We start from the raw sequence: 21,881 nt of genomic DNA, 5'->3' as shown, positions 1-21,881 counted from the left end.
CTTCTCTAACATTTCAACTTTCTCATCTCAGGTTTATACAATGAGCCACTAAACCCATATCAAACCTAGTATTCATTGAAATGCTTTCTCTTCATTGTATCACAAATTTTAAGAAGAGAAAAAAGAGAGCAGGACAGAAGCGCCATTGTTTAGAAACGCTTCATCGTCCTACTCCTGCACAGTTGATTAATTCATATAAATGATCGATCATCATTTCTTATCGTTTGATTTGGACAAGCTAATCGAAACCATGACAAGACTTAGGAAAAAGGCCGAAAGTGAAAAAATTGTTAACCACAAATTTCTATTTTTCATCATAAACTCCGTTTTTCGATTTAATAGAAAGGCCCTCTTATTTCAAAGCCTTTAATAAATAACCATAACCTTCTTGCTCCATTTCCTCTTTTGGAATAAAGCGCAGTGAGGCCGAATTGATGCAATAGCGAAGGCCACCTTGGTCTTTGGGTCCATCGGTGAAGACATGGCCTAGATGGGCATTGCCTGAGCGGGAACGAACTTCGATTCGCTCCATCCCATGGCTATGGTCCTGGTAATAGTGGATGACATCTTTGGCAATGGGACGGGAGAAACTTGGCCATCCACAGCCAGACGCAAACTTGTCTTTAGCAAAGAAGAGAGGCTCCCCAGTCGTAATATCCACATAGATGCCCTCTTCAAAGGTCTGATCGTAGGCATTGTGGAAAGGACGCTCCGTCGCACTCTCCTGAGTGACTTGGTACTGTTCTGCTGTCAGTTTCGCCTTTAAGGTTTCTTGATCTGGCTTCTGATAGGCTGCCGGATCAATCAAGGGTTGGGCTGCATCCGTCACATCGATATGGCAATAGCCTCCAGGATTCTTCTTGAGATAGTCTTGGTGGTAGTCCTCAGCCAAGATATAGTGACGCAAGGGCTCTAGCTCCACCGCGATCTTGTGCCCCAGTTGCTCTTCTTGCTCCGCAAACAGGTGGGCGATCACCTGACGATCCGCCTCGTCTAGGTAATAGACACCTGTCCGATATTGGCGGCCTCGATCATTTCCCTGCTTGTTAACGGACAAGAGATCGATCACCCGGAAATAGTAGAGCAGAATTGCGCGTAAAGTAATCTTGTCTGGATCGTAGATAACTTGTACAGTCTCTGCATGATCCGTTTCTTTGATCAGTTGATAATTGGTCGTTTCTACCTGGCCATTGGCATAGCCCACCGTCGTCTTTTCTACACCGAGGATCCGAGAAAAATACTCCTCTAAGCCCCAAAAACAGCCACCTGCTAGATAAATCTCTGCCATCTTTTTTCCTCGCTTCCTGCATTCCCTAAGAGGAACGCTTAACATCTATTAGCTCCATCATAATCCAAGAGCCTCAGATTTTCAAGGATTCTGCATCAAAAATCCCTTCTACTATACTAGTAAAAGGGATAAAGGCACTCCCACTTATTTTTCAAATAAGAAAAAGAGCGAATAACCAAGATTTCGTAGAGACACTAAAAACTGATGGAAAAAATCATGCATGAGAGACATGTCCCACACCTCCTTTGAATATCTGTGGATAAACACAAAGCTAGCATCAACTACAAAACCACCGTCGGTCCGTAGACCTGTAACTGAGGCTTCACAACCTCGTAATGCCAGTGATCATAAGCTCGCCAAGATTGAAAGGTTTCTTCATTTAAACGCAACCCGCTCAGACCAATCAATAAACTAGCGGTCTGATAAAACTTCTCCAACTCGATCAACAGGTGATTGTCTATCCTTTGAGCCTTCAATAAAACTTTCAACATCTGATCTAGATTTTCTTTAAATCGAAAGGCATCATGACTGGCTTTGCATTCCCTAGAAAAGGCTGTTTGGAGAGTTTCGATCTTCGTCCTCGCCTCTTGAATCACATCCCTTTCTCCCATCGAAATCACCTTCCTTTTCACCTCCATTGTACACCTTTTTCTCTCTATAAAAATGGAAAATCTCTAAAACTAGGAACAGAATGTTGTCTCTGGATAAGAAACCATAAAAACTTCCCCAAGTTTCCACTCGAGGAAGTTCTTTTCAAAAAATTAGTCAATGTAGTGCAGTTTCCCACGGAAATCTTCCAGGCTTTGGTAGCCTTTTTCTTCCATGATGGCTTTGAGTTCCGCAGTGATGCGTTCAAAAGCCCCCACTCCTTCTTTATGAAGCGTGGTTCCGATTTGTACCATACTCGCGCCACAAAGGATATGTTCAAAGGCATCACGACCAGTCAAGACGCCTCCTGTCCCCACAATCTGAATTTCTGGATTCAACCGTTGGTAAAAAGCATGGACATTAGCCAGAGCAGTTGGTTTGATGTATTCGCCACCAATCCCACCAAAGCCGTTCTTCGGACGGATCACAACGGATTCATCCTCGATGTAAAGGCCATTTCCGATTGAGTTGACGCAATTAACAAACTTGAGCGGGTATTTGTTAAAGATCGCTGCTGCTTGATCAAAATGAACGATATCAAAATAAGGTGGCAACTTGATCCCAAGAGGTTTGGTAAAGTAGGCAAAGACCTCTGACAGGATTCGGTCCGTCGTCTCAAAATCATAAGCGATCTGGGGTTTTCCTGGGACATTGGGGCAGGAAAGGTTCAATTCTGTCAAACCTTTAAAATCACTTTCTTGCACCTTTTTCAAGATGGTATGGGTCTCTTCAGGAGACATACCGACGAGAGATAGGAAGAAAGTCCGATTGGGATCTGTTTCTTGCAACTCCAATAGGTAATTCAAATAATAGTCCAAGCCTTGGTTAGGTAGCCCCATCGAATTGATTGAGCCAAGTGGGACATCTTGGTAGCGTGGCTCTGGATTTCCAGAACGGAACTCCAAGGTGGCTGTCTTGGTCACAAAGGTCCCAGCAGCCGAATTCTTCACTTCTTCTAATTCCTCAGTGGTCATACAGGCCACACCTGCCGCATTCATCAGGCAGTTATCAAATTCAAAACCAGCAATTTGCGTCTTTGTCGATACCATCTTCTTCTCCTTGAAATGAATTCTTACAGCCATTATAGCACGAAAAGGATGATTCATGACTAGAAAACCAGAAAAGAGCAAGAAACGTACGGAAATAGAAAAAATCACCTTAAACGTTATCCTTTTATTTTCTATATAGAGGGGAAAAATCAGACATTTTTCCAATCCTATCGTCCTTTCACATCCATTTTTTCCCACTTCATAGGCAGTTGTGAAAATTTTCAGAAAATTCAACTTTTTTCTTTACAAGTCAAAAAAAGTCTGCTATAATTATCGACGTAATAAAACATGACATTGCTCTCAGCAGTGCCTCCATATACCAGTAAGTTCGCTAACCTGCTGGAATTCGTTTCAATGAAAAAAGGAGAAACATGATGACAACTGCAAAAGAATATATCCAAAGCACTTTCGAAACCGTAAAAGCTCGCAACGGCCATGAAGCGGAATTCCTTCAAGCTGTTGAAGAGTTCCTTAGCACTTTGGAACCTGTATTTGAAAAACATCCAGAATACATCGAAGAAAACATCTTGGCACGTATCACTGAGCCTGAGCGCGTGATTAGCTTCCGTGTTCCTTGGGTTGACCGTGACGGAAAAGTTCAAGTTAACCGTGGTTACCGTGTTCAATTCAACTCTGCTGTCGGTCCTTACAAAGGCGGACTTCGTTTCCACCCAACAGTTAACCAAGGGATTTTGAAATTCCTCGGCTTCGAACAAATCTTTAAAAACGTTTTGACTGGCCTTCCAATCGGTGGAGGTAAAGGTGGATCTGACTTCGATCCTAAAGGAAAAACAGACGCTGAAGTAATGCGTTTCTGCCAAAGCTTCATGACTGAATTGCAAAAACACATCGGTCCTTCTCTTGATGTCCCAGCTGGTGATATCGGGGTTGGTGGACGTGAGATTGGTTACCTTTACGGACAATACAAACGCCTTCGCCAATTTGATGCTGGTGTCTTGACTGGTAAACCTCTTGGTTTCGGTGGTAGCTTGATCCGTCCAGAAGCAACTGGTTACGGTTTGGTATACTACACTGAAGAAATGCTCAAAGCCAACGGCGACAGCTTTGCTGGTAAGAAAGTCGTGATCTCAGGTTCTGGTAACGTTGCTCAATACGCTCTTCAAAAAGCAACTGAACTTGGTGCAACTGTTATCTCTGTATCTGACTCAAACGGTTACGTGATCGACGAAAACGGCATTGACTTCGACCTTCTTACAGACGTCAAAGAAAAACGTCGTGCTCGTTTGACTGAGTATGCTGCTGAAAAACCAACTGCTACTTACTACGAAGGATCTGTATGGACTTACGCTGGCAACTATGATATCGCTCTTCCATGTGCAACTCAAAACGAGATCAACGGTGAAGCAGCGAAACGCTTGGTTGCTCAAGGGGTAAAAGTAGTTTCTGAAGGAGCTAACATGCCTAGCGACCTTGATGCGATCAAAGTCTACAAAGAAAACGGCATCCTTTATGGACCTGCTAAAGCTGCCAATGCTGGTGGGGTTGCTGTATCTGCTCTTGAAATGAGCCAAAACAGCCTCCGTCTTTCATGGACACGTGAAGAAGTGGATGGACGTTTGAAAGACATCATGACCAACATCTTCAACACTGCTAAAACAACTGCAGAAACCTACGGTCTTGGTAAAGATTACCTTGCGGGTGCCAATATCGCAGCCTTTGAAAATGTCGCAAATGCGATGATTGCCCAAGGTCTTGTTTAATTTGATTCTTTTGCCACACCTCTGAACCCCTGGTTTCGGAGGTGTTTTTCTTGATAAAAAAAGAAGATTGGAAAAACCAAATCTTCTTTTTTTTATAAATCATCCAAGGCATCTTTCATCTTGTCAAAGAAGCCTTTTTTCTTTGGATTCACCTTGATATCACCAGCTTCCGCAAATGCACGAAGGGCTTCTTTTTGCTTGTCATTTAGACCTGTTGGTGTCACCACATTAACAGATACATATTGATCTCCTACAGAGCCACCACGCAAGCTTGGTGCTCCTTTACCACGGAGGCGGAATTTCTTACCGGTCTGAGTTCCTTCAGGAATGACCAAGTCAACATCGCCGTGAACCGTTGGAACATGGACCGTATCCCCAAGAGCAGCCTGAACAACGTTCAAGTTCAATTTATAGTAAATGGTTGATCCATCACGCTCAAATTTATCGCTCGGCTCAACGTTGACTACCACATAGAGATCTCCGTATGGCCCTCCATTAAAGCCAGCTTCTCCTTGACCAGAGAGGCGGATTTGTTGGCCAGTTTCGACCCCAGCAGGGATTTTCACATTGACACTGTGGGCTTGCTTCTCGTGACCAGTCCCATGACAGGTTATACAAGGATCTTTAATTTCTTTACCGCGTCCATGACAGACATCACAGGTGATTTGACGGCGCATCATCCCAAGTGGGGTTTGCGTATCCACATTGATAACCCCAGAACCATGACAGCGTCCACAAGTTACTGGACTTGTTCCTGGCTTAGCACCAGTTCCATCACATGTCCGACAGCTGGCTTCCCGATGGTACTTGACTTCCTTCTCAGTTCCAAAGATGGCTTCTTCAAACTTGAGGTTTACGCGGTACTGAAGATCATCTCCCTGACGTGGAGCATTTGGATTACGACTTGCACCGCCACCTCCAAAGAAGCTTGAGAAAATGTCCTCAAAACCACCAAAGCCAGTGCCATCAAAACCACCGAAGCCACCAGCTCCGCCACCGAAGCCACCAAAACCACCGTTGGCTCCTGCAGCACCGTATTGGTCATAAGCCGCCCGTTTTTGTTCGTCGCTCAAAGTCTCATAAGCTTCTTGAACTTCCTTGTACTTTTCCTCAGCACCAGGCTCCTTGTTGATATCTGGGTGATATTTTTTAGATAATTTCCGATAGGCTTTCTTGATCTCATCTTGAGATGCATTCTTTGAAACGCCCAAACGGTCATAAAATTCAGTATTGTTCATAATTCAAGATACAAAGGGCGTTAAACGGACACAGCCAAAATAGGAGTTTTGACGACGGACGCTCGCGTCCTAGAAAAAACTATCTTTTTGGCACCGTCCGTAGCCCGTGTTCAGTTGCGAACACCTTTGTTCCTTTCTATTGATGTTGTGAATCAAACCACGATTTAGGTCAGGTTCAATTCTTTTCTTTCATATTGAGTAAGAAACTTCAGAGCTCGGGTTCAATTCCCCGAACACTCTTTGTTCCTTTCTTTTATATTGAATTAGAATTTATGGAACCCGTGTTCAGTTGCGAACACCTTTGTTCCTTTCTATAATTTTCATGTACATCTTTAGAGGATGTTTTCTATACTTTGCTTCACTTGATCAAACTCTTGGTCTGATAGAGTAAATATCAAATCCTCTTCAGCACACTCGTTCTTTTCTTTAAAATAGTTGTCCGTATTCTCTGCCAATCCTAAGCTTAGAATCACTTTTCTTGCAAACTCTTGATGGGCAAAACCGATAGCCGTAATGATTTGTTTATCTTGCACAACCACTTTCGGTTGGAAATTCTCACGTGGAAGAAATTCAAAATAATCAAAGAAGTTTTGCCAAATTCCACCTGTAAATTTCGTATCGTTCAGCAAACCTGCTTTCGCTAATAAAAGAGGCGCTGAAGAAATGGATGCAATTAGGATATCTTGCTCACCAAGGTCCCTCAAAAACGAAATCAATTTCTCATCCTGTAGAGCAGGTCCTATGTTTACCATTCCTGGCAAAATCACACAAGAATACTCTTCTATACAGATTTGATCTAGTGTTTTCGTTGGTTGACAGGGCAAGCCATCCTCAGAGACCACTATCGAATAATCTGAAGCGGCATAATCAATCGTAATATCAAAAGACAGAGCTAAAGTACTCGTTAAAGCGGTTATCTCATAAAGAGAAAAATTAGGATAAATGATACAAAGTACTTTTTTCATACGCAACATCCTCTATTTTACCGAAAAACAGAGGCTGGGTTGCAACCTCTGGATTTCTTTTTATCATTTACTAGTTAGGCGTTTAGGCAAGTCGCCATAGCGATTGCCGTAGAATGGCAATCACTTTAGTGATTAGTCATTCTTAACGCCTCGCTCCCAAATTTTCAAGCTCGGGATAAAATAGTCCACTGGACTATTTTATTTCTCCGTAAACTCTCCGTCTACGACGTCATCGCCTGCGTTTCCTGTTGCTTGTGCGCCTTCTGCTCCTGCTTGAGCTTGTTGTGCTGCTGCGGCTTGTTCGTAGAGTTTCACAGCAAGTCCTTGAGCTTTTTCGTTCAAGGCTTCAAGTTTTGCTTTCATTTCGTCCAAGTTGTTATCTTCTTGGGCCTTCTTAAGCTCATCAAGGGCAGCTTGTGCAGCATCACGTTCTGCATCGAAGCCTTTGCCTTCAGTTTCTTTGATTGTCTTTTCAGTCGCAAAGATAGCTTGGTCTACTTCGTTACGAAGGTCAACTTCTTCTTTACGTTTCTTATCTGCTTCAGCGTTAGCTTCTGCATCTTTCATCATGCGGTCGATTTCTTCGTCTGTCAAACCTGAGTTTGATTGGATAACGATTGTTTGTTCTTTTTGAGTTCCAAGATCTTTCGCTTTAACAGATACGATACCGTTTTTATCGATGTCGAATGTTACTTCGATTTGTGGGATACCACGAGGTGCAGCTGGGATATCTGTCAATTGGAAACGTCCAAGAGTCTTGTTATCTGCTGCCATTGGGCGTTCACCTTGAAGAACGTGGATATCAACGGCTGGTTGGTTGTCTGCTGCAGTTGAGAAGACTTGTGATTTAGATGTTGGAATAGTTGTGTTGCGGTCGATGAGTTTTGTGAAGACTCCACCCATTGTTTCGATACCAAGTGACAATGGTGTTACGTCAAGAAGGACAACGTCTTTCACATCACCAGTGATCACACCACCTTGGATCGCAGCACCCATCGCAACTACTTCGTCAGGGTTCACTGATTTGTTTGGTTCTTTACCAGTTTCAGCCTTAACAGCTTCTACAACGGCTGGGATACGAGTTGAACCACCAACAAGGATCACTTCGTCGATTTCTGACAAGCTCAAGCCTGCATCAGAAAGAGCTTGACGAACTGGAACTTTAGTACGTTCTACAAGGTCACGAGTCAAATCGTCAAATTTGGCACGAGTCAAAGTCATTTCCAAGTGAAGAGGCCCAGCTTCACCAGCAGTGATGAATGGCAAGCTGATTTGTGTTGAAGTTACACCAGAAAGGTCTTTCTTCGCTTTTTCAGCTGCATCTTTCAAACGTTGAAGGGCCATCTTGTCTGTTGACAAGTCAATGCCGTTTTCTTTCTTGAATTCTGCAACCAAGTGGTCGATGATTTTTTGGTCAAAGTCGTCACCACCGAGTTTGTTATCCCCTGCAGTTGCCAATACATCAAAGACACCGTCGCCTAATTCAAGGATAGATACGTCAAATGTACCACCACCAAGGTCGAATACTAAGATTTTTTCTTCTTTATCTGTCTTGTCCAAACCGTAAGCAAGGGCTGCTGCAGTTGGTTCGTTGACGATACGTTCTACTTCAAGACCAGCGATTTTACCAGCGTCTTTAGTTGCTTGACGTTGAGCATCGTTAAAGTAAGCTGGAACTGTAATAACAGCCTTCGTTACTTTTTCACCAAGGTATTCTTCAGCGTAACCTTTCAAGTATTGAAGGATCATTGCTGAGATTTCTTGTGGAGTGTATTCTTTCCCGTTAGCAGAAACCTTTTCAGAAGTCCCCATCTTAGATTTGATAGAGATGACTGTATCTGGGTTTGTCACTGCTTGACGTTTTGCAGCGTCACCAACGATGATTTCACCGTTTTTGAATGACACTACAGATGGAGTTGTGCGATTTCCTTCTGGGTTCGCGATGATTTTTGATTCAGTTCCTTCAAGAACTGCTACTGCTGAGTTTGTTGTACCTAAGTCAATACCGATAATTTTAGACATATGTTTTTCTCCTTAAATTTATCTTCTTTTTTCTTTTTGATATTTTCCTTGCAAGCCTCCGGCTTGTGTTTTATCTTTCTTTCATAGTTTAGTGTCGTTTCGGACAAGGTAGCCTAGTTGAACACGCCCTAAGCTCTGGGTAAAAAAGATAGATTTCCTTGTGTTCATCGAACACTTCGTCAATCTCCTATTTTTACTGTGAGCTTTTTACGGGCTTTGTATCCTAGTTGTAGACAACTACCATAGCCGGTCTTAGGATGCGGTCATGGAGTTTGTAGCCTTTTTGGAAGACTTGTGCGATAGTGTCTGCTGGATGTTCGTCATCAGCTGGGACTGTTTGAATAGCCATATGATAGTTATGGTCAAATTCTCCGTCCGCTGCGATTTCTTCAATCCCTTCTTCTTTCAGGGCGTGAATCAAGCTTTCTTGTACCATTTCCAAGCCCTTCTTCACATCATCTGTCAATCCTTCGACGGCAAGGGCACGTTCGAGGTTGTCCAGTGATGGTAAGATCGCTTTTGCCAAATCTTGGCTACGGTATTTTTGTAATTGTTGACGTTCTTCATTGGCACGGCGCTGAATGTTTTGCATCTCTGCATGAGCACGAAGGTATTTGTTTTCAAATTCCTCGGCACGCGCTTGTGCTTCTTCTAACTCAGAAGGTTGGTTGCTTTCCTCAACAACTTCTTCAGTTGTCTCGGCAACTTCCTCTTCTTTCACGTCTTCTTTTTTGATATCTTCTGTCAAGGCATACACCCCTTTCATTTGGTCTTAATTTACTTCATAATGGTTGCTGTTGAGGTAACGGTAATAATCCGTCAACTTCATGACCAGTACTCGGCCGATAACATTGACCAGGCTTATCACACGCCTGTAGTCCATCTCTACGGGACCAATCACATGCATGAGGGCCATCCCACGATAAGGAACTAAGAACTTGTGACTAATGACCGTCACATTTTTTAAGGCCTTCTCTTGGGATTCCGCAACCAGGATCTGGGTCATTTGGTCTTCCGGCATTCCTCCTCGTAACTCCAAGGCTACGTGTTGGGGATTATCTAAGAACTTATAGGTCTGAAGATCGGCATAACTCAAAGATGAAACCTTTCCTTCTACAAAGACCAGTTCTTGAAACAGTTGCGAGAAGACGTAATCGAATAGATCCACGACATTGTCTGTCGTCTTGAAATAGCGCTGTACAATCTGTGGAATCTCCGTCCGTAAGCGGTAGTGGATATCCAAGACCGTATTTCCAATGAAGCGTTCTTGAACCAGCTGATGGAAGATTTCCAAGTCACTGGTTAAGAAATTCTTTGGAATAGCAAACTGTACGGTGACAGGCTTTGATTCATCCAAGGTCAGAACTGCTAAGGCATCATGGTTGGATAATGGAACAATCTCAAAACCCGTCAAGCGCTGCCGTGTCGGCTCCACATCCTGAATCACTGCGGTGTAGCCCGTCATCTGGGCTAGTAACTTGGCCGTAGCATCCAAGATATCGTCTAACTTAAAGGCTTCGAAATCAAAGGCCTTCACCACCTGGTAGACATCTTGTTCATCAATCAACTCTAGATCGAGCGAGTTCTGAACGAAATATTGGAAACCAGCTCGACTAGGCATGCGGCCACTCGAAGTATGGGCTTTCTCTAGCAACCCTTGCTTTTCGAGAGCAGCCATGTCGTTTCGGATGGTCGCACTACTGGATTGAATGACATCTTGTAGTGCTTTTGAACCGACCGGTTCGTGGGTCTTGGTAAAGATATCAACGACAAGATTTAAAATCTCATTTTGACGTTCTGTAACCATGACCTCACCTCTCTTTCATTTTTAGCACTCTAAACACTCAAGTGCTAAACCATGATTCTATTATACACCCTCTCAAAAGAAAGTCAAGAAAAAAATCCAAAAAATTAGCACTCTTTTTTAAAGAGTGCTAAAAATCATTCTTAAGACCGATACTAGGCCAAAAAAACTATAAACCTGCTTCTTTCAGCTTTTGAATATATTCTTCTAAGACCAGTTGGTGCTTGACCATATACTGGGCATTTTCTACACCGACGTAGCGGAAGTGCCAGTTTTCATAGTCCACACCCGTGATCGCATTTTTCCCTTCTGGATAACGGAGAACAAACCCATATTGTGGCGCCAAGGCAATAATTTGTTGCACTACCTCTTCGGATAGCCCATTTGGGGCACTCATATCAATCGCAAGGCCTGTCTGGTGCTCACTAGCCCCTGGGACCTGTACTTGTGTTTGTGCTTGACGTTCTGCCTCTTCATGAGGAAGCCCAGTAGCTTCTAATTGAGCTATCCGCTCATTAAAAAGTTCTGTTTGCTCCTCTACACTTCGATAACCGGAAATCAAGGACTCCTCAGGAGCAATGGCCCTTGCCGCCGCTAAAAATTGCTTAGTTTGTTCTGCGATCCGACTATCCACCTTGATTTCTTCAACGTCGACTAACTGAGGATTCAGCTCAGCCAACTTGTTGTCCCGGTTGACCAAGACTAGGTTCCAATCCTTGCTAGAAACTTGCGGAAGGTCTGTCTTCGGTTTTTCTTCCTTTTTCTCAACCTTTTTTGGAGTAGTCGTTTCTACTTTTTTATCTTCAACAGAGCCCATATGAAGCCATTGAGGTTTCAAATAGAAAATACCCACTCCTGCTCCGATTAGACAGAGGCCTATACAGCAGAGCACGATCCAGCTAACTTTCTTTTCTCTTTTCTTGGCAAGTTTATATTTAGTCATGATTTTCCTCTAACCATTTCGCTCCAACCTGGCGGTATGACAGATCTCCAACTGCTTCTAGTTTAAATTGGCCATCTTCATACTCAATAACAGTCACACTACCATTGTCCAAGACCAATTCTTTAAAGGCTTTTGGATCAATCAGGTAAATCAAGGTACTGATGGTCATCCCATGACTGACTACGATGGCATTCCCACCACCTTGAGACTCGACATCCTTAGCAATCGTCGTAAAGCCATCCAAGATGCGGTCACGAAGGGTTTCCCAAGACTCTGCCCAGCCGGCTGTGTCCACTTCGACAATCCCTTCAGCCAACTCCATCAAGCTCAAATGATGGAAGTCATCGACACGAAAGACACGTGGTAAAACGCCCAAAAAGAGTTCTCCATCGTAGGCGCCATCAAAGCTTCCAAAACACCATTCGCGGATGCGCTTATCATAACGGTAAGGAATCTTACCCGTTAACCCTAATTCTTCTAGCACAATCCCCATGGTTTGAATGGTTCGACCGGAGTCGCTGGACACGGCTTGTTGGAACTGAATCCCAGCTTCACGTAGACCAATCCCCAATTCATGAATCCCTCGTTCGCCAGCTTCTGTCAAGGGACTATCAGACCAACCTTGGGCGCGACCAATGGTATTAAACATGGTTTTTCCATGACGGGCAATATACAATTTTGTCTTTGCCATTTTTATCCTCCTGCAATTGTTTTCTTCTTATATATAGTATCTTATTTTTTTACATCAAGTTCTTCTGAGTGGGCTGCTAACCAGTTAGCACCCAGCTTGCGGTATGACTCATCTCCGATGGTCTGGATTGAAAATTGTCCATTTTCGTATTCTACAAAGGTGACACTACCATTTTCAACCCTTGGATCCAGCTCAATCTCTGGATTCAAAATACACACAAAGGAACCAATGGTCATGCTGTGACTAACAACCAAGGCATTTCCACCACCCTTGGCTTCAACTTCCTTGGCAATCTCCTCAAAGCCATCTACAATCCGTTTTTTCAACACATCCCATGGTTCAGCCCAACCTGCTGTATCTACTTGGTAGATTCCATTCGCCAGTTCTTCCAGGGTAAGTTTCTTATAATCTTCAATATCTAGAGCCCGAGGAACAACTCCGCGGAAAAGCTCCCCTCCGTAGGCACCATCAAAACTTCCAAAACACCATTCCCGGATCTTTTTGTTGAAAGTATAAGGAATCTGATCTGTGAGCCCAAGCTCGTCTAAAACAATTCCCATGGTTTGAATAGCACGACCTGAATCGCTGGAAACAGCACGGACAAAGTCCAAACCAGATTCTCTCAAACCAACCCCCAATTCACGGATGCCTTCTTCTCCTTGAACAGTTAAAGGCGTATCCGACCAACCTTGGGCACGACCTATCGTATTAAACATGGTTTTTCCATGCCGAATAATAAACAATCTTGTTTTCGCCATGTGATCTCCTTTTATGTCCTTCTATTATATCATTTTTTATAAGGAAACTGGCAGCGATGACCTCTCGATTCACTTTCACTTCCTCAGCCAACATTAAAAGCCCTGAGCAAAAATCCTGCTCCAGGGCCATTTTTTAATTTTTAAAACTATGAACTGGGGCTGGAATTTGGCCACCACGGGCAATGAAATCAGCTGACGAAGCTTTGTTGACCTTCATCACCGGAGCAGACCCAAGAAGTCCTCCAAGCTCTAACATATCGCCTTCTTTTCCATAAGGAATGATCCGAACTGCTGTGGTCTTTTGGTTGATCACCCCGATAGCTGCTTCGTCGGCAATCATGGCCGCAATGGTTGTATCTGGAGTATCAGCTGGGATGGCAATCATATCCAAACCGACGGAACAGATAGCTGTCATGGCTTCCAATTTTTCCAAGTTGATATGACCTGATTGGACCGCCGCAATCATCCCTTCATCTTCTGAAACCGGAATGAAGGCACCTGACAAACCACCGACTTGGTTACAAGCCATAATGCCACCTTTTTTCACTTGGTCATTAAGCAGAGCCAGCGCTGCTGTTGTCCCGTGGGTTCCAACTACTTCAAGCCCCATGGCCTCAAGGACACGGGCAACCGAATCCCCAACTGCTGGTGTTGGAGCAAGAGACAAGTCGACAATTCCAAACTCAACACCGAGACGTTCACTAGCCATTTGACCTACCAATTGGCCGACACGGGTAATCTTGAAGGCTGTCTTCTTGACTGTTTCAGCCAATACATCAAAGCTTGCTCCGGGAACTTTTTCGATGGCCCGTTGGACGACACCAGGTCCTGAAACCCCAACGTTGATGACGACATCTGCTTCACCGACACCGTGGAAGGCTCCCGCCATAAAGGGATTATCTTCTACCGCATTAGCAAAGACAACGAGTTTACCTGGTCCCATTGGATCTGCTTGGGAAGCTTCTTTAATGATGCGCCCCATGTCTCGGACAGCGGTCATATTGATCCCTGTCTTAGTCGATCCAATATTGACTGAAGAGCAGACAAAATCTGTCTCCGCAAGGGCACGAGGAATGGAATTAATGAGGATCTCATCCCCTTTTTGGTAGCCTTTTTGAACAAGAGCTGAGAAGCCACCGATAAAGTTAACCCCAACTTCCTTCGCCGCACGATCCAGCGCCTTGGCAAAGGGTACATAGTCTGTCGCGCTGGTTGCTGCTCCGATAATGGAAATCGGAGTGACCGAAACCCGCTTGTTCACAATGGGAATGCCGAGTTCCGCCGCAATCTCATCCCCAACAGCCACTAAGTCCTTGGCCTTTGTCACAATCTTATTGTAGACTTTTTCCGCTGCCTTATCGATATCCGGATCAATACAATCTAGAAGGGAGATCCCCATGGTGATGGTCCGAACATCGAAGTTCTGCTCCTCAATCATGGCAATGGTTTCTGTTACCTGTCTAATGTCCATAAATTCTCAACCCCTATCTTACAAATTGTGCATAGCATCAAAAATCGCTGCACTTTGGATATTGATTTTCACATGCAGAGACTGACCGAATTCTTCTAACTCTGAACGGAGCTGTGTGAAATCTTTTTTCTCATCTGACGATACAACTGCCATCATGGTAAAGTATTCATCCAATACCGTTTGAGAGATATCATCGATATTGAGTCCTAATTCTGCCACTTTCGTTGCAACACCCGCTACGATTCCTTTTTGGTCTTTACCAACGACTGTAATAATTGCTTTCATGTCACTGCTCCATTCTATCTATTTGCTTCCATTGTAGCATAATCGCCTTAATTTCGCATAAATGTTTTAGAAAAGGTTCGGTTTATAAATAAAAAACATCCAAGAAAATCTCTTGAATGTCTGTTAGTCTTTATAAATCAACGATGGCTAAAGCGATTTTTCTTAAGGTAGTGGCTGAGGATAGAAACCCCAAGGTAACTCGCAATCCCTGAAAGATGCAATAGCGTTGAGATCCATCCGGTGATTACTGGTAAGAGCATGAGGCTAGATAGAAAAATTAAGAATAGATAAAACCATTTTACGGTGCGTGATAATTCTTTCCACACGTTTGGCAGGAGCATAATCCCTCCGGTCACAAAGGCATAGCCGACGGCAGAGATTCCTGTTGCCTGAATGTCCTGCCCGCGTGTTAAGAAGTGAAAAACGATGGAAGAGAGGACTGTCGCCGTCACAAAAACGATTAAGACTTGTCTGGAGCCTCTTTTTCTTTCTAGCAGTCCACCGAAGGGAAGGATCATGAGTCCGTTTAAAATCAAATGGACCCATAAAAACCAGACAGGGGCTCCTTTACTACCGTGCATCAAGGTCCCACTGACATACTGCCAACCATACACCGGCTTCGAATGAAAAGCCAATAGGTCATACATAGCATCCCCATAAAAGGAAGTCAATAAACCGAGCAACAAACAGATTAGAGCTATCGTACTGATAACAGGATAGGTTTTTATCATCGTTTTCATTTTAAAACTTCTTTTCTGTAAATAAATCAATTGTCTCACCTTGAGTATACTTTCATTATACCACCCCTTAAACGAAAATAAGATCACTTTTAAAAAGTGATCCTAGTTTCATTAAACAACTCCAACCTCTAACTCCCATTTCACGCCCAGCTACAAAAACAAGGTTATTTAACAAGAAAATGCCAGTAGATATAATTGAAGATAAAAATCCAGATCGGTTTCCAAAAAGTGAGAAAATTGCTAAAGGCATGCAAGAAGATGGGCAACCGGATATCTTTAGTTTTCTTATAGACAGCTGCGAAGAAGAGCCCTGAACAGAAATAAAGAGAAAATGTTACAGGATCCCGATATTGATGGATCAGATGAAAGGCCGCAAAGAGAAAGCCCGAAAGCAAAACGTCTAAATGAAACTTACTTTCTTTAAAGAAGACATTCATCAGATAGCCTCTAAAAATAAATTCTTCGATCATAGGAGATGTAACAGTTGCTAGGACAAAAAACAAAATACCCGAAATACCAGGGCCATTTAGATAAATGGAGGATGGCAATTTGGTTTGATGAACGACAGGAACCAGCAAATCCTGAAAAGTTTGCAGCACCCATCTTTCAACAAAGAACCACAAGAGCACCAGAGCAAAATATCCCAGATAGTGCCACTTCCATTTCTGTATATTTGAACGGACGACTATCTTCTGCCTTTTAAACCAAAATAGAATGCCGATGAGAAGCAAAGAGTAGAGAATCAAATAGATGAAATAAAGAAAACTTACATCACCATTGAAAACTCCAGTTAGGTAGATACCAAGGCCTTCAATCCCAAAAACAAATAGATATAACAGGAACAGTAAAGCGACTCCATATTTGGCATATTTCATATCTCTATTCTCCAATATCATTCTTTCGTACAATTATGTACAAATATAACACATGGAAAAACTTGTAGGCAAGGAGAGCCTCAATTGTCCATTTTTGAACAGAAAGTGGTATCTACTTTTGTTTTTTACTCCACTTTGCTAGGAGAAAACAGCCGTTTAGATTTTCTAGCCTGACGATTCTACGCTATATTATTCCTTAATCACCTGGACGATTTTGTTATGAAATAGCTGAAAACCTTTGTTTCTTCAATTAAAGATCAAGATAAGGACCTATCCATCATTAGTTGCGATCTCGTCATAACTCCTTCCCACTTTCAAAATACCGTAGCAAATATTTGACTTCCCATTTCAGAAGGCATATACTTATATTAATCTGAGCTAAATAGTTTTAATTTTTTAAATGAACTGTCTTGAATTCAGATTAATAAAACTATTTACTTAACGGAGGTGACACTATGTCATTAGAAGATAAATTAAACCAAGTTAAAGGTTCTGTTAAAGAAGGTCTCGGTAAAGTAACCGGCGATAAAAAAACAGAAGCTGAAGGCGTTGCTGAAAAAGTTGCATCAAAAGCAAAAGAAGTCGTTGAAGATGCAAAAGAAGCTGTCGAAGGAGCTATCAACGGCGTGAAAAACATCCTTCACAAAGACGATAACTAATCGTTAACGTTCTAAAACCACCCTATTTTCTGCAGTCCTATTTGACTGGGGAAGACTGGGTGGTTTTTTGTTTGTCTTTGATTTAGTTTGGGCATAGGAAAAAGAACACCTCGAAAGGTGCTACTTGTAAGTATAGTAATTCTTTCGAATTAACGTTTACTAAATTGTGATGCTTTACGAGCTTTCTTAAGACCCGGCTTGGAAAGTATGAGTTTCAGTTGGACTAAAAACAGCGTAATATCAAGGTTTTTCAGAACGATATCTACTGATTAATTTCATAAAATTTGAATCAATTTTTTTAAAATAGGGGAATAGATTAAATCTGTAAAAAACAACCACAAATCATATCCTTTTCCAACTCAGGTTTATTATTACTACAATAAGCATGAGCTAAGCTGTGATCATGTTTATTCAAACTCTTTCGCATTTCTCTTTTCTATGATTGAGTCGGAACAATTGTAAGGTCACTATGGTCATTTAAAAAACTATACATTGGTACTCCAAAACCCTCTTCCGATATATTCTCACATAGAGTTTTTACAAAAAATTCTATCCATTCACTAGAAGGTTCCACAGCATCATCAGCCTGAGGAGTGAACCACATTTGAGGAATAAGTTCCATTGTGTCTAAATCGAATGCAATCCCAATCATCATATCATAGAAATCAAAGGAAGCACAAAAAGCACGCATATTATCGCTAACAGTATCAACTCCTAATTCAGGAGGTATTTCCGTCATCGTAATCATCATATGACCAGTTATTTTTCCATTTTCCTCTTCAAACTTTTCAAGTACTCCTTGCTCACGGAGGATATTTTCTATTTTGAGGAATATTTCTTTATCTGCTAACATTATATTATCTCCAGCAATATTATTAGTGGTCTATTGAGCAAAAATCTTACATGAAATTACAAATATAAAAATAACCAGAATACATAATTAAAAACCTATTAAAGCCAAAAAATTAGCAAGCATGTGAATTAGTACAGAGTATTCTATCCTTTTAGTTCTATAGTAAATGTAAGATATTATACCGCCTAACAAACTATACAGTAAAATCGATCTAATAAAAATTCCAATACTAGGTTCGTTCATGCAATGCACAAATCCAAACAATATATTTGATATGATGAAACCTTTCCTGCTCATATTATAGCAATAATTCATTATTGCACCATGAAAAGTTAATTCCTCTAAAACTGGTCCTACGAAAATTCCATAAAAATTGAATAACTCTACGCCCATAATATCTTTTAAAATTTGTAATAACGCATCATTTTGGGTATCTCCAAAAATGCTTACATACAAATGAACTGTAAGTCTTATCAAAGCAACGAATGCTAAACAATAAAGTACTTTGTTCCACTCTAGTTTCTGAATACGATTAATGACATTATGTTTTATGCTTATTTGATAAGAGAAATATAATGTAAAAAACAAGAAAAGTACAAATAGCAACCTAGCATAGACTAATGAAATATCTTTCAAAATAAAACAACAAAACGGTAAATTTGAGAGCAAAAATAACTGCCCAGTCACTTTATATTTTTCTTTCATTTTTAACTACCTCCAATAAACCATTATTAATATTTCAATCATTGCTTAATTCATTTAATCATTTTTCTGAAACTTGAAGTGGAAATGCTGAGATTCTTTCCATATACTGATTCTGATATTTTATCTTTCCTAAAAATCCTCCTACCTTAAGAAAGAAACACAGATATCTTACAATATTAACCTCACCAATAATCGAGTAAGCGCTTTTACATTTTTATTGTAACTAACTATTTTTATTTTTTCAAATAATTATATGCAATTCCCAATTTGTAAAATTAAGGTAGACAAAAAAAGACATCCAAGAGAATACTCTTGAATGTCTGTAAACGTTGATAGTATCGTATTGATTAACGTTTTGAGAATTGTGATGCTTTACGAGCTTTCTTAAGACCGGGCTTATGAAGCTCTAGTGGAGGAGTTAGAGTAGATGTTGCACTTATTCTTGCAATTTATCATATAAAAAAGTAGACGAATGTCTACTAGAAATGTTGAGGTTTGGCAAACGGCTGGTAATGATGATGCTATAGATTCCTTATCTCAAATACTGCCGTATTAATCCACTCGTTATTCATTTGAAAGTCATTTTCTATGATTTTACTAAAGGTAAAACCATTTTTTAAAAGCACTCTCTGAGAAGCCAGATTGTACGTTGCCGTCCCCGCGATAATCTTATGTAAACCATAAGTAGTAAAGGCCTTTTCTAAAACGAGTTTAACCGCTTCACTTGCATAACCTAAATTAGTAACATTTTCTCCGATCCTATATCCAAGTTCTGCTGTTTTTCGATCATCCTCTAAGACACTTAAATTGATTCTTCCAACCATAGTACCTTGTGCATCTCTAATAAGATGCATGTAGACATCCTGATTCTCTTGTTCCCTTAACAATTCTCTTGTAATTTCTTTAAAACCTTCTGAATCAAAATAGGTAGCTGGTCTAGGAGGTAAATTCCGCTCAAAATACTCCCGATTTTCTTTTTCAAAAGAATAAACATCTATGCTATTTTCTTCAGACATCAGCTCTAAACTTATCATTGTAAACCACCTCCTATCATTCTATAAATTCAAATGTACTCATGTTCACACAAAGTGACATTTACAGAATTTACAGAGATATCTTAATTTATTCAAATCGTATTTACATTATAACACAACATACTATGAAGAAAAATAATATCCGTCAAGGACCTCATAAATTCCAACATCTTGCTAAACAAGTAGGGTTTTCTCTTGAGGCCATTTCAGAAGCACTTACTCATAGTGACATCCAAATAACGAAGACTTATGTCAATACTACTGAAACAGTAAATCAAACAGCAGGAGAAATAGCCTTTAGAAGTCTCAAAAAGCAATAGGGTGAACTTGGGGTGAATTTTGGGGTGAACTCTAGTTTTTTGAATAAAAAAAGACATCCAAGAGAAAATTCTTGAATGTCTGTTTATACAAAACTTGATGAGACTAGCACTCCGCCAAAAATGCCTGCACAGTCTTGACATCTTCTGAACTACCGCCTTGGTCAATATCGCAGATATGCTGGAGCCCATATTTTTCGATAATCAAGGCAGTCGCTCCGCAGAAGGTCCGGCCGTGTTTAACAGAGTCACCATTGTTAACAAAACCTTTAATCAGCCCAGGATGTTTCTTAATAAAGCGTTTGGTAGACCACGGAATTTTCCCAGAACCAGCATTTCGAGTAATGAGAATACAGGGCTCTTCCAGTTTCTCCTTGATGCTCTGGGTCGGATAGCCCAGTGATTCTGCAAATCGTTTTCCAATACCAGTATTTGAATCATAAACTACAATCATCTTCATCACCTACTTTCTTAAAAAAAGAATAGCAAACCAAGCCGCAAAGCCTAAAACCACAACATCAGAGATGAGCATAAGCATAAACTCTAAATCTGGCATCATGTGAATGTAAATCAGCAATGACAAAGTTGTCAAAGCCAGTGCTATCAGCTTAGCAACTGCCGGCAAGCCCGGAATCAAAGCAGCTCCGATTAGGACAATGATGAGACCTCCGACTAAAAATGACTGAAAATCCACACTTAAACTAAAACCAACTGTCGCACCGCCGTAGCCAATGGTCAAAAGACCAATTGCGACCAGACAGATACCCAAAATAGCCATTCCACTCATAGCAAATCCTCCTTGCTTATTCATTCTTTTCCTCACTTTCTATTTTTGAATAAACGCTTCCAAATATTCATTCAAAGCTTTTTAAAAAATAATTCACTTTATACTTATGCAATCACATTTCTTCCCATTCCTATTCGGACTACATAAGCCATCACCTCCTTTGTTCGTGAATGAATGGTTATATAAATTCATTCACGTCTACTTCCAAGAAAAGGAATTTCCTCTATTTGGAAAAAATTCCCTTAACAAAATATTTCACTAAAGTCTCAAGACTATCGAAGTAGCCTGAAAAATCCTGCTCTGTGACATGCATGTCTATGTAATAAATCAAGTCATAAACCTTCATGATCTCAGCTATTTTCTCCTGCGAAAAGCCCTCTTCCTGCAAGCGCTGGCTGAAGGTCTGAATCAGAAACTGATGAAAAGCATTGGATGCTCGTCCGGAATCCTGATTATAGTAATCGTGCAGAATCTGAGAAATGCCTGGCTTGTTCCACTCAGCCAGAATTTTATTGGGTGAAATCAATTCAAAAGTGACTGCAAAAAGCTGTTCAACGATTGTCTCGGGCTCGCCCTGCCAGTCTACGCGTTGTATGATTCCCTCACGTATACGGCTATTTTCAGCTACATAAACCTCCAAGAAGATAGCTTCCTTGGACTCATAATACTTGTAAAAGGATCCGACAGCCATACGGCTCTTCTTAGCAATATCAGAAATTCCAGCTGCCTTATAGCCTTTTTCTGCAAATACTTCCCTAGCCGCAGCCAACAGCTCATTTTTTTTATCCATTTCTATGCCTCTTTTATGAATGAATAAGTCTGTATATTCATTCATATTCTAACACATTCTTGCTATTTGTCAAGCATTTATGCGATACTATACAATAAAGATAGTTTGCTAATCAAATTATTTTTTAGATTATATTTTGGAGGTTGAGCTATGCTCAAGGAAAGACGAAGCCAGGGTACCATCCCCTACTGGTAATTACTTTTATTTTTCTAAGAATTTTTCAACTGTATCGAGGGGT

The 21,881-nt window shown here is 41.2% G+C and carries 23 protein-coding genes; 2 read left to right on the top strand and 21 right to left on the bottom strand.

Annotation, left to right across the window (positions count from 1 at the left end; genetic code table 11):
• Positions 1-352: 352 nt before the first annotated feature.
• The 3 genes from msrB to AC3E6G_RS00685 form a co-directional block, all read right to left on the bottom strand.
• Positions 353-1,288: a peptide-methionine (R)-S-oxide reductase MsrB gene (msrB, locus tag AC3E6G_RS00695; protein ID WP_490700262.1), complete on the bottom strand. Its 936-nt coding sequence runs from the start codon at positions 1,286-1,288 to the stop codon at positions 353-355.
• Positions 1,289-1,569: 281 nt separating this feature from the next.
• A complete protein-coding gene (locus tag AC3E6G_RS00690; protein WP_125334892.1) occupies positions 1,570-1,926 on the bottom strand; it encodes a helicase BlpT in 357 nt (118 codons plus the stop codon).
• A 123-nt stretch (positions 1,927-2,049) separates the two neighbouring features.
• Entirely contained in the window at positions 2,050-2,985 is a 936-nt protein-coding gene (locus tag AC3E6G_RS00685; protein ID WP_125334894.1) for a dihydroorotate oxidase, read from the bottom strand.
• 374 nt (positions 2,986-3,359) lie between these two features.
• Here AC3E6G_RS00685 and gdhA point away from each other — a divergent pair, with 374 nt between their 5' ends.
• A complete protein-coding gene (gene gdhA / locus AC3E6G_RS00680; RefSeq protein WP_048789780.1) occupies positions 3,360-4,706 on the top strand; it encodes an NADP-specific glutamate dehydrogenase in 1,347 nt (448 codons plus the stop codon).
• A gap of 92 nt (positions 4,707-4,798) precedes the next feature.
• Here the strand turns inward: gdhA and dnaJ are convergent, their stop codons facing one another.
• The 12 genes from dnaJ to AC3E6G_RS00620 form a co-directional block, all read right to left on the bottom strand.
• Positions 4,799-5,944, bottom strand: a complete 1,146-nt coding sequence (dnaJ, locus tag AC3E6G_RS00675) for a molecular chaperone DnaJ (protein WP_129270033.1) — start codon at positions 5,942-5,944, stop codon at positions 4,799-4,801.
• A gap of 332 nt (positions 5,945-6,276) precedes the next feature.
• On the bottom strand, positions 6,277-6,909 hold the full coding sequence (locus tag AC3E6G_RS00670; protein WP_490700261.1) for a DJ-1/PfpI family protein: 633 nt from the start codon (positions 6,907-6,909) through the stop codon (positions 6,277-6,279).
• A 198-nt stretch (positions 6,910-7,107) separates the two neighbouring features.
• The gene (gene dnaK, locus AC3E6G_RS00665; protein ID WP_048716323.1) at positions 7,108-8,931 is read right to left on the bottom strand and encodes a molecular chaperone DnaK; all 1,824 of its coding nucleotides are present in this window, start codon (positions 8,929-8,931) and stop codon (positions 7,108-7,110) included.
• A 223-nt stretch (positions 8,932-9,154) separates the two neighbouring features.
• Positions 9,155-9,679: a nucleotide exchange factor GrpE gene (gene grpE / locus AC3E6G_RS00660; protein WP_325049894.1), complete on the bottom strand. Its 525-nt coding sequence runs from the start codon at positions 9,677-9,679 to the stop codon at positions 9,155-9,157.
• Positions 9,680-9,703: 24 nt separating this feature from the next.
• Positions 9,704-10,738 carry a heat-inducible transcriptional repressor HrcA gene (hrcA, locus tag AC3E6G_RS00655; protein ID WP_048716318.1) on the bottom strand — a complete coding sequence of 345 codons (1,035 nt, stop codon included), beginning with the start codon at positions 10,736-10,738 and terminating at the stop codon, positions 9,704-9,706.
• Between the two features lie 166 nt (positions 10,739-10,904).
• A complete protein-coding gene (locus AC3E6G_RS00650; protein ID WP_048716316.1) occupies positions 10,905-11,678 on the bottom strand; it encodes a M15 family metallopeptidase in 774 nt (257 codons plus the stop codon).
• Complete coding sequence (locus AC3E6G_RS00645) at positions 11,671-12,369, bottom strand: histidine phosphatase family protein (protein WP_048716315.1); 699 nt, start codon at positions 12,367-12,369, stop codon at positions 11,671-11,673. Before AC3E6G_RS00645 ends, AC3E6G_RS00650 begins: the two co-directional genes overlap by 8 nt.
• 41 nt (positions 12,370-12,410) lie before the next feature.
• Positions 12,411-13,127, bottom strand: coding sequence for a histidine phosphatase family protein (locus tag AC3E6G_RS00640; RefSeq protein WP_490700260.1), 717 nt, complete (start codon positions 13,125-13,127; stop codon positions 12,411-12,413).
• Between the two features lie 133 nt (positions 13,128-13,260).
• Positions 13,261-14,598: a PFL family protein gene (locus AC3E6G_RS00635; RefSeq protein WP_048789774.1), complete on the bottom strand. Its 1,338-nt coding sequence runs from the start codon at positions 14,596-14,598 to the stop codon at positions 13,261-13,263.
• A gap of 18 nt (positions 14,599-14,616) precedes the next feature.
• Positions 14,617-14,883: an ACT domain-containing protein gene (locus tag AC3E6G_RS00630; protein ID WP_003004214.1), complete on the bottom strand. Its 267-nt coding sequence runs from the start codon at positions 14,881-14,883 to the stop codon at positions 14,617-14,619.
• 137 nt (positions 14,884-15,020) lie between these two features.
• Positions 15,021-15,623 carry a rhomboid family intramembrane serine protease gene (locus tag AC3E6G_RS00625; protein WP_414280108.1) on the bottom strand — a complete coding sequence of 201 codons (603 nt, stop codon included), beginning with the start codon at positions 15,621-15,623 and terminating at the stop codon, positions 15,021-15,023.
• Positions 15,624-15,787: 164 nt separating this feature from the next.
• Positions 15,788-16,498 (bottom strand): CPBP family intramembrane glutamic endopeptidase, encoded by a 711-nt coding sequence (locus AC3E6G_RS00620; protein WP_490700259.1) that lies wholly within the window; start codon positions 16,496-16,498, stop codon positions 15,788-15,790.
• A gap of 455 nt (positions 16,499-16,953) precedes the next feature.
• Between AC3E6G_RS00620 and AC3E6G_RS00615 the strand changes: the two genes are divergently transcribed.
• The gene (locus AC3E6G_RS00615; RefSeq protein ID WP_306474902.1) at positions 16,954-17,157 is read left to right on the top strand and encodes a CsbD family protein; all 204 of its coding nucleotides are present in this window, start codon (positions 16,954-16,956) and stop codon (positions 17,155-17,157) included.
• A 436-nt stretch (positions 17,158-17,593) separates the two neighbouring features.
• Here AC3E6G_RS00615 and AC3E6G_RS00610 read toward each other — a convergent pair whose 3' ends face one another.
• The 6 genes from AC3E6G_RS00610 to AC3E6G_RS00585 form a co-directional block, all read right to left on the bottom strand.
• Entirely contained in the window at positions 17,594-18,010 is a 417-nt protein-coding gene (locus tag AC3E6G_RS00610; RefSeq protein WP_490700258.1) for a hypothetical protein, read from the bottom strand.
• Positions 18,011-18,097: 87 nt separating this feature from the next.
• Entirely contained in the window at positions 18,098-18,715 is a 618-nt protein-coding gene (locus AC3E6G_RS00605; RefSeq protein ID WP_490700257.1) for a CPBP family intramembrane glutamic endopeptidase, read from the bottom strand.
• Positions 18,716-19,236: 521 nt separating this feature from the next.
• Positions 19,237-19,749 carry a GNAT family N-acetyltransferase gene (locus tag AC3E6G_RS00600; RefSeq protein WP_490700256.1) on the bottom strand — a complete coding sequence of 171 codons (513 nt, stop codon included), beginning with the start codon at positions 19,747-19,749 and terminating at the stop codon, positions 19,237-19,239.
• Between the two features lie 423 nt (positions 19,750-20,172).
• Positions 20,173-20,529: a class Ib ribonucleoside-diphosphate reductase assembly flavoprotein NrdI gene (locus AC3E6G_RS00595; protein WP_490700255.1), complete on the bottom strand. Its 357-nt coding sequence runs from the start codon at positions 20,527-20,529 to the stop codon at positions 20,173-20,175.
• The gene (locus AC3E6G_RS00590; RefSeq protein WP_061564378.1) at positions 20,530-20,877 is read right to left on the bottom strand and encodes a hypothetical protein; all 348 of its coding nucleotides are present in this window, start codon (positions 20,875-20,877) and stop codon (positions 20,530-20,532) included.
• 199 nt (positions 20,878-21,076) lie between these two features.
• On the bottom strand, positions 21,077-21,688 hold the full coding sequence (locus AC3E6G_RS00585; RefSeq protein ID WP_152904093.1) for a TetR/AcrR family transcriptional regulator: 612 nt from the start codon (positions 21,686-21,688) through the stop codon (positions 21,077-21,079).
• Positions 21,689-21,881 lie beyond the last annotated feature (193 nt).

It is taken from the genome of Streptococcus sp. SCPM-O-B-23252 (M501), from assembly GCF_058200355.1.
The sequence above is the reverse complement of the archived record's forward strand: the minus strand, read 5'-3'. Positions and strand labels throughout refer to the sequence as shown.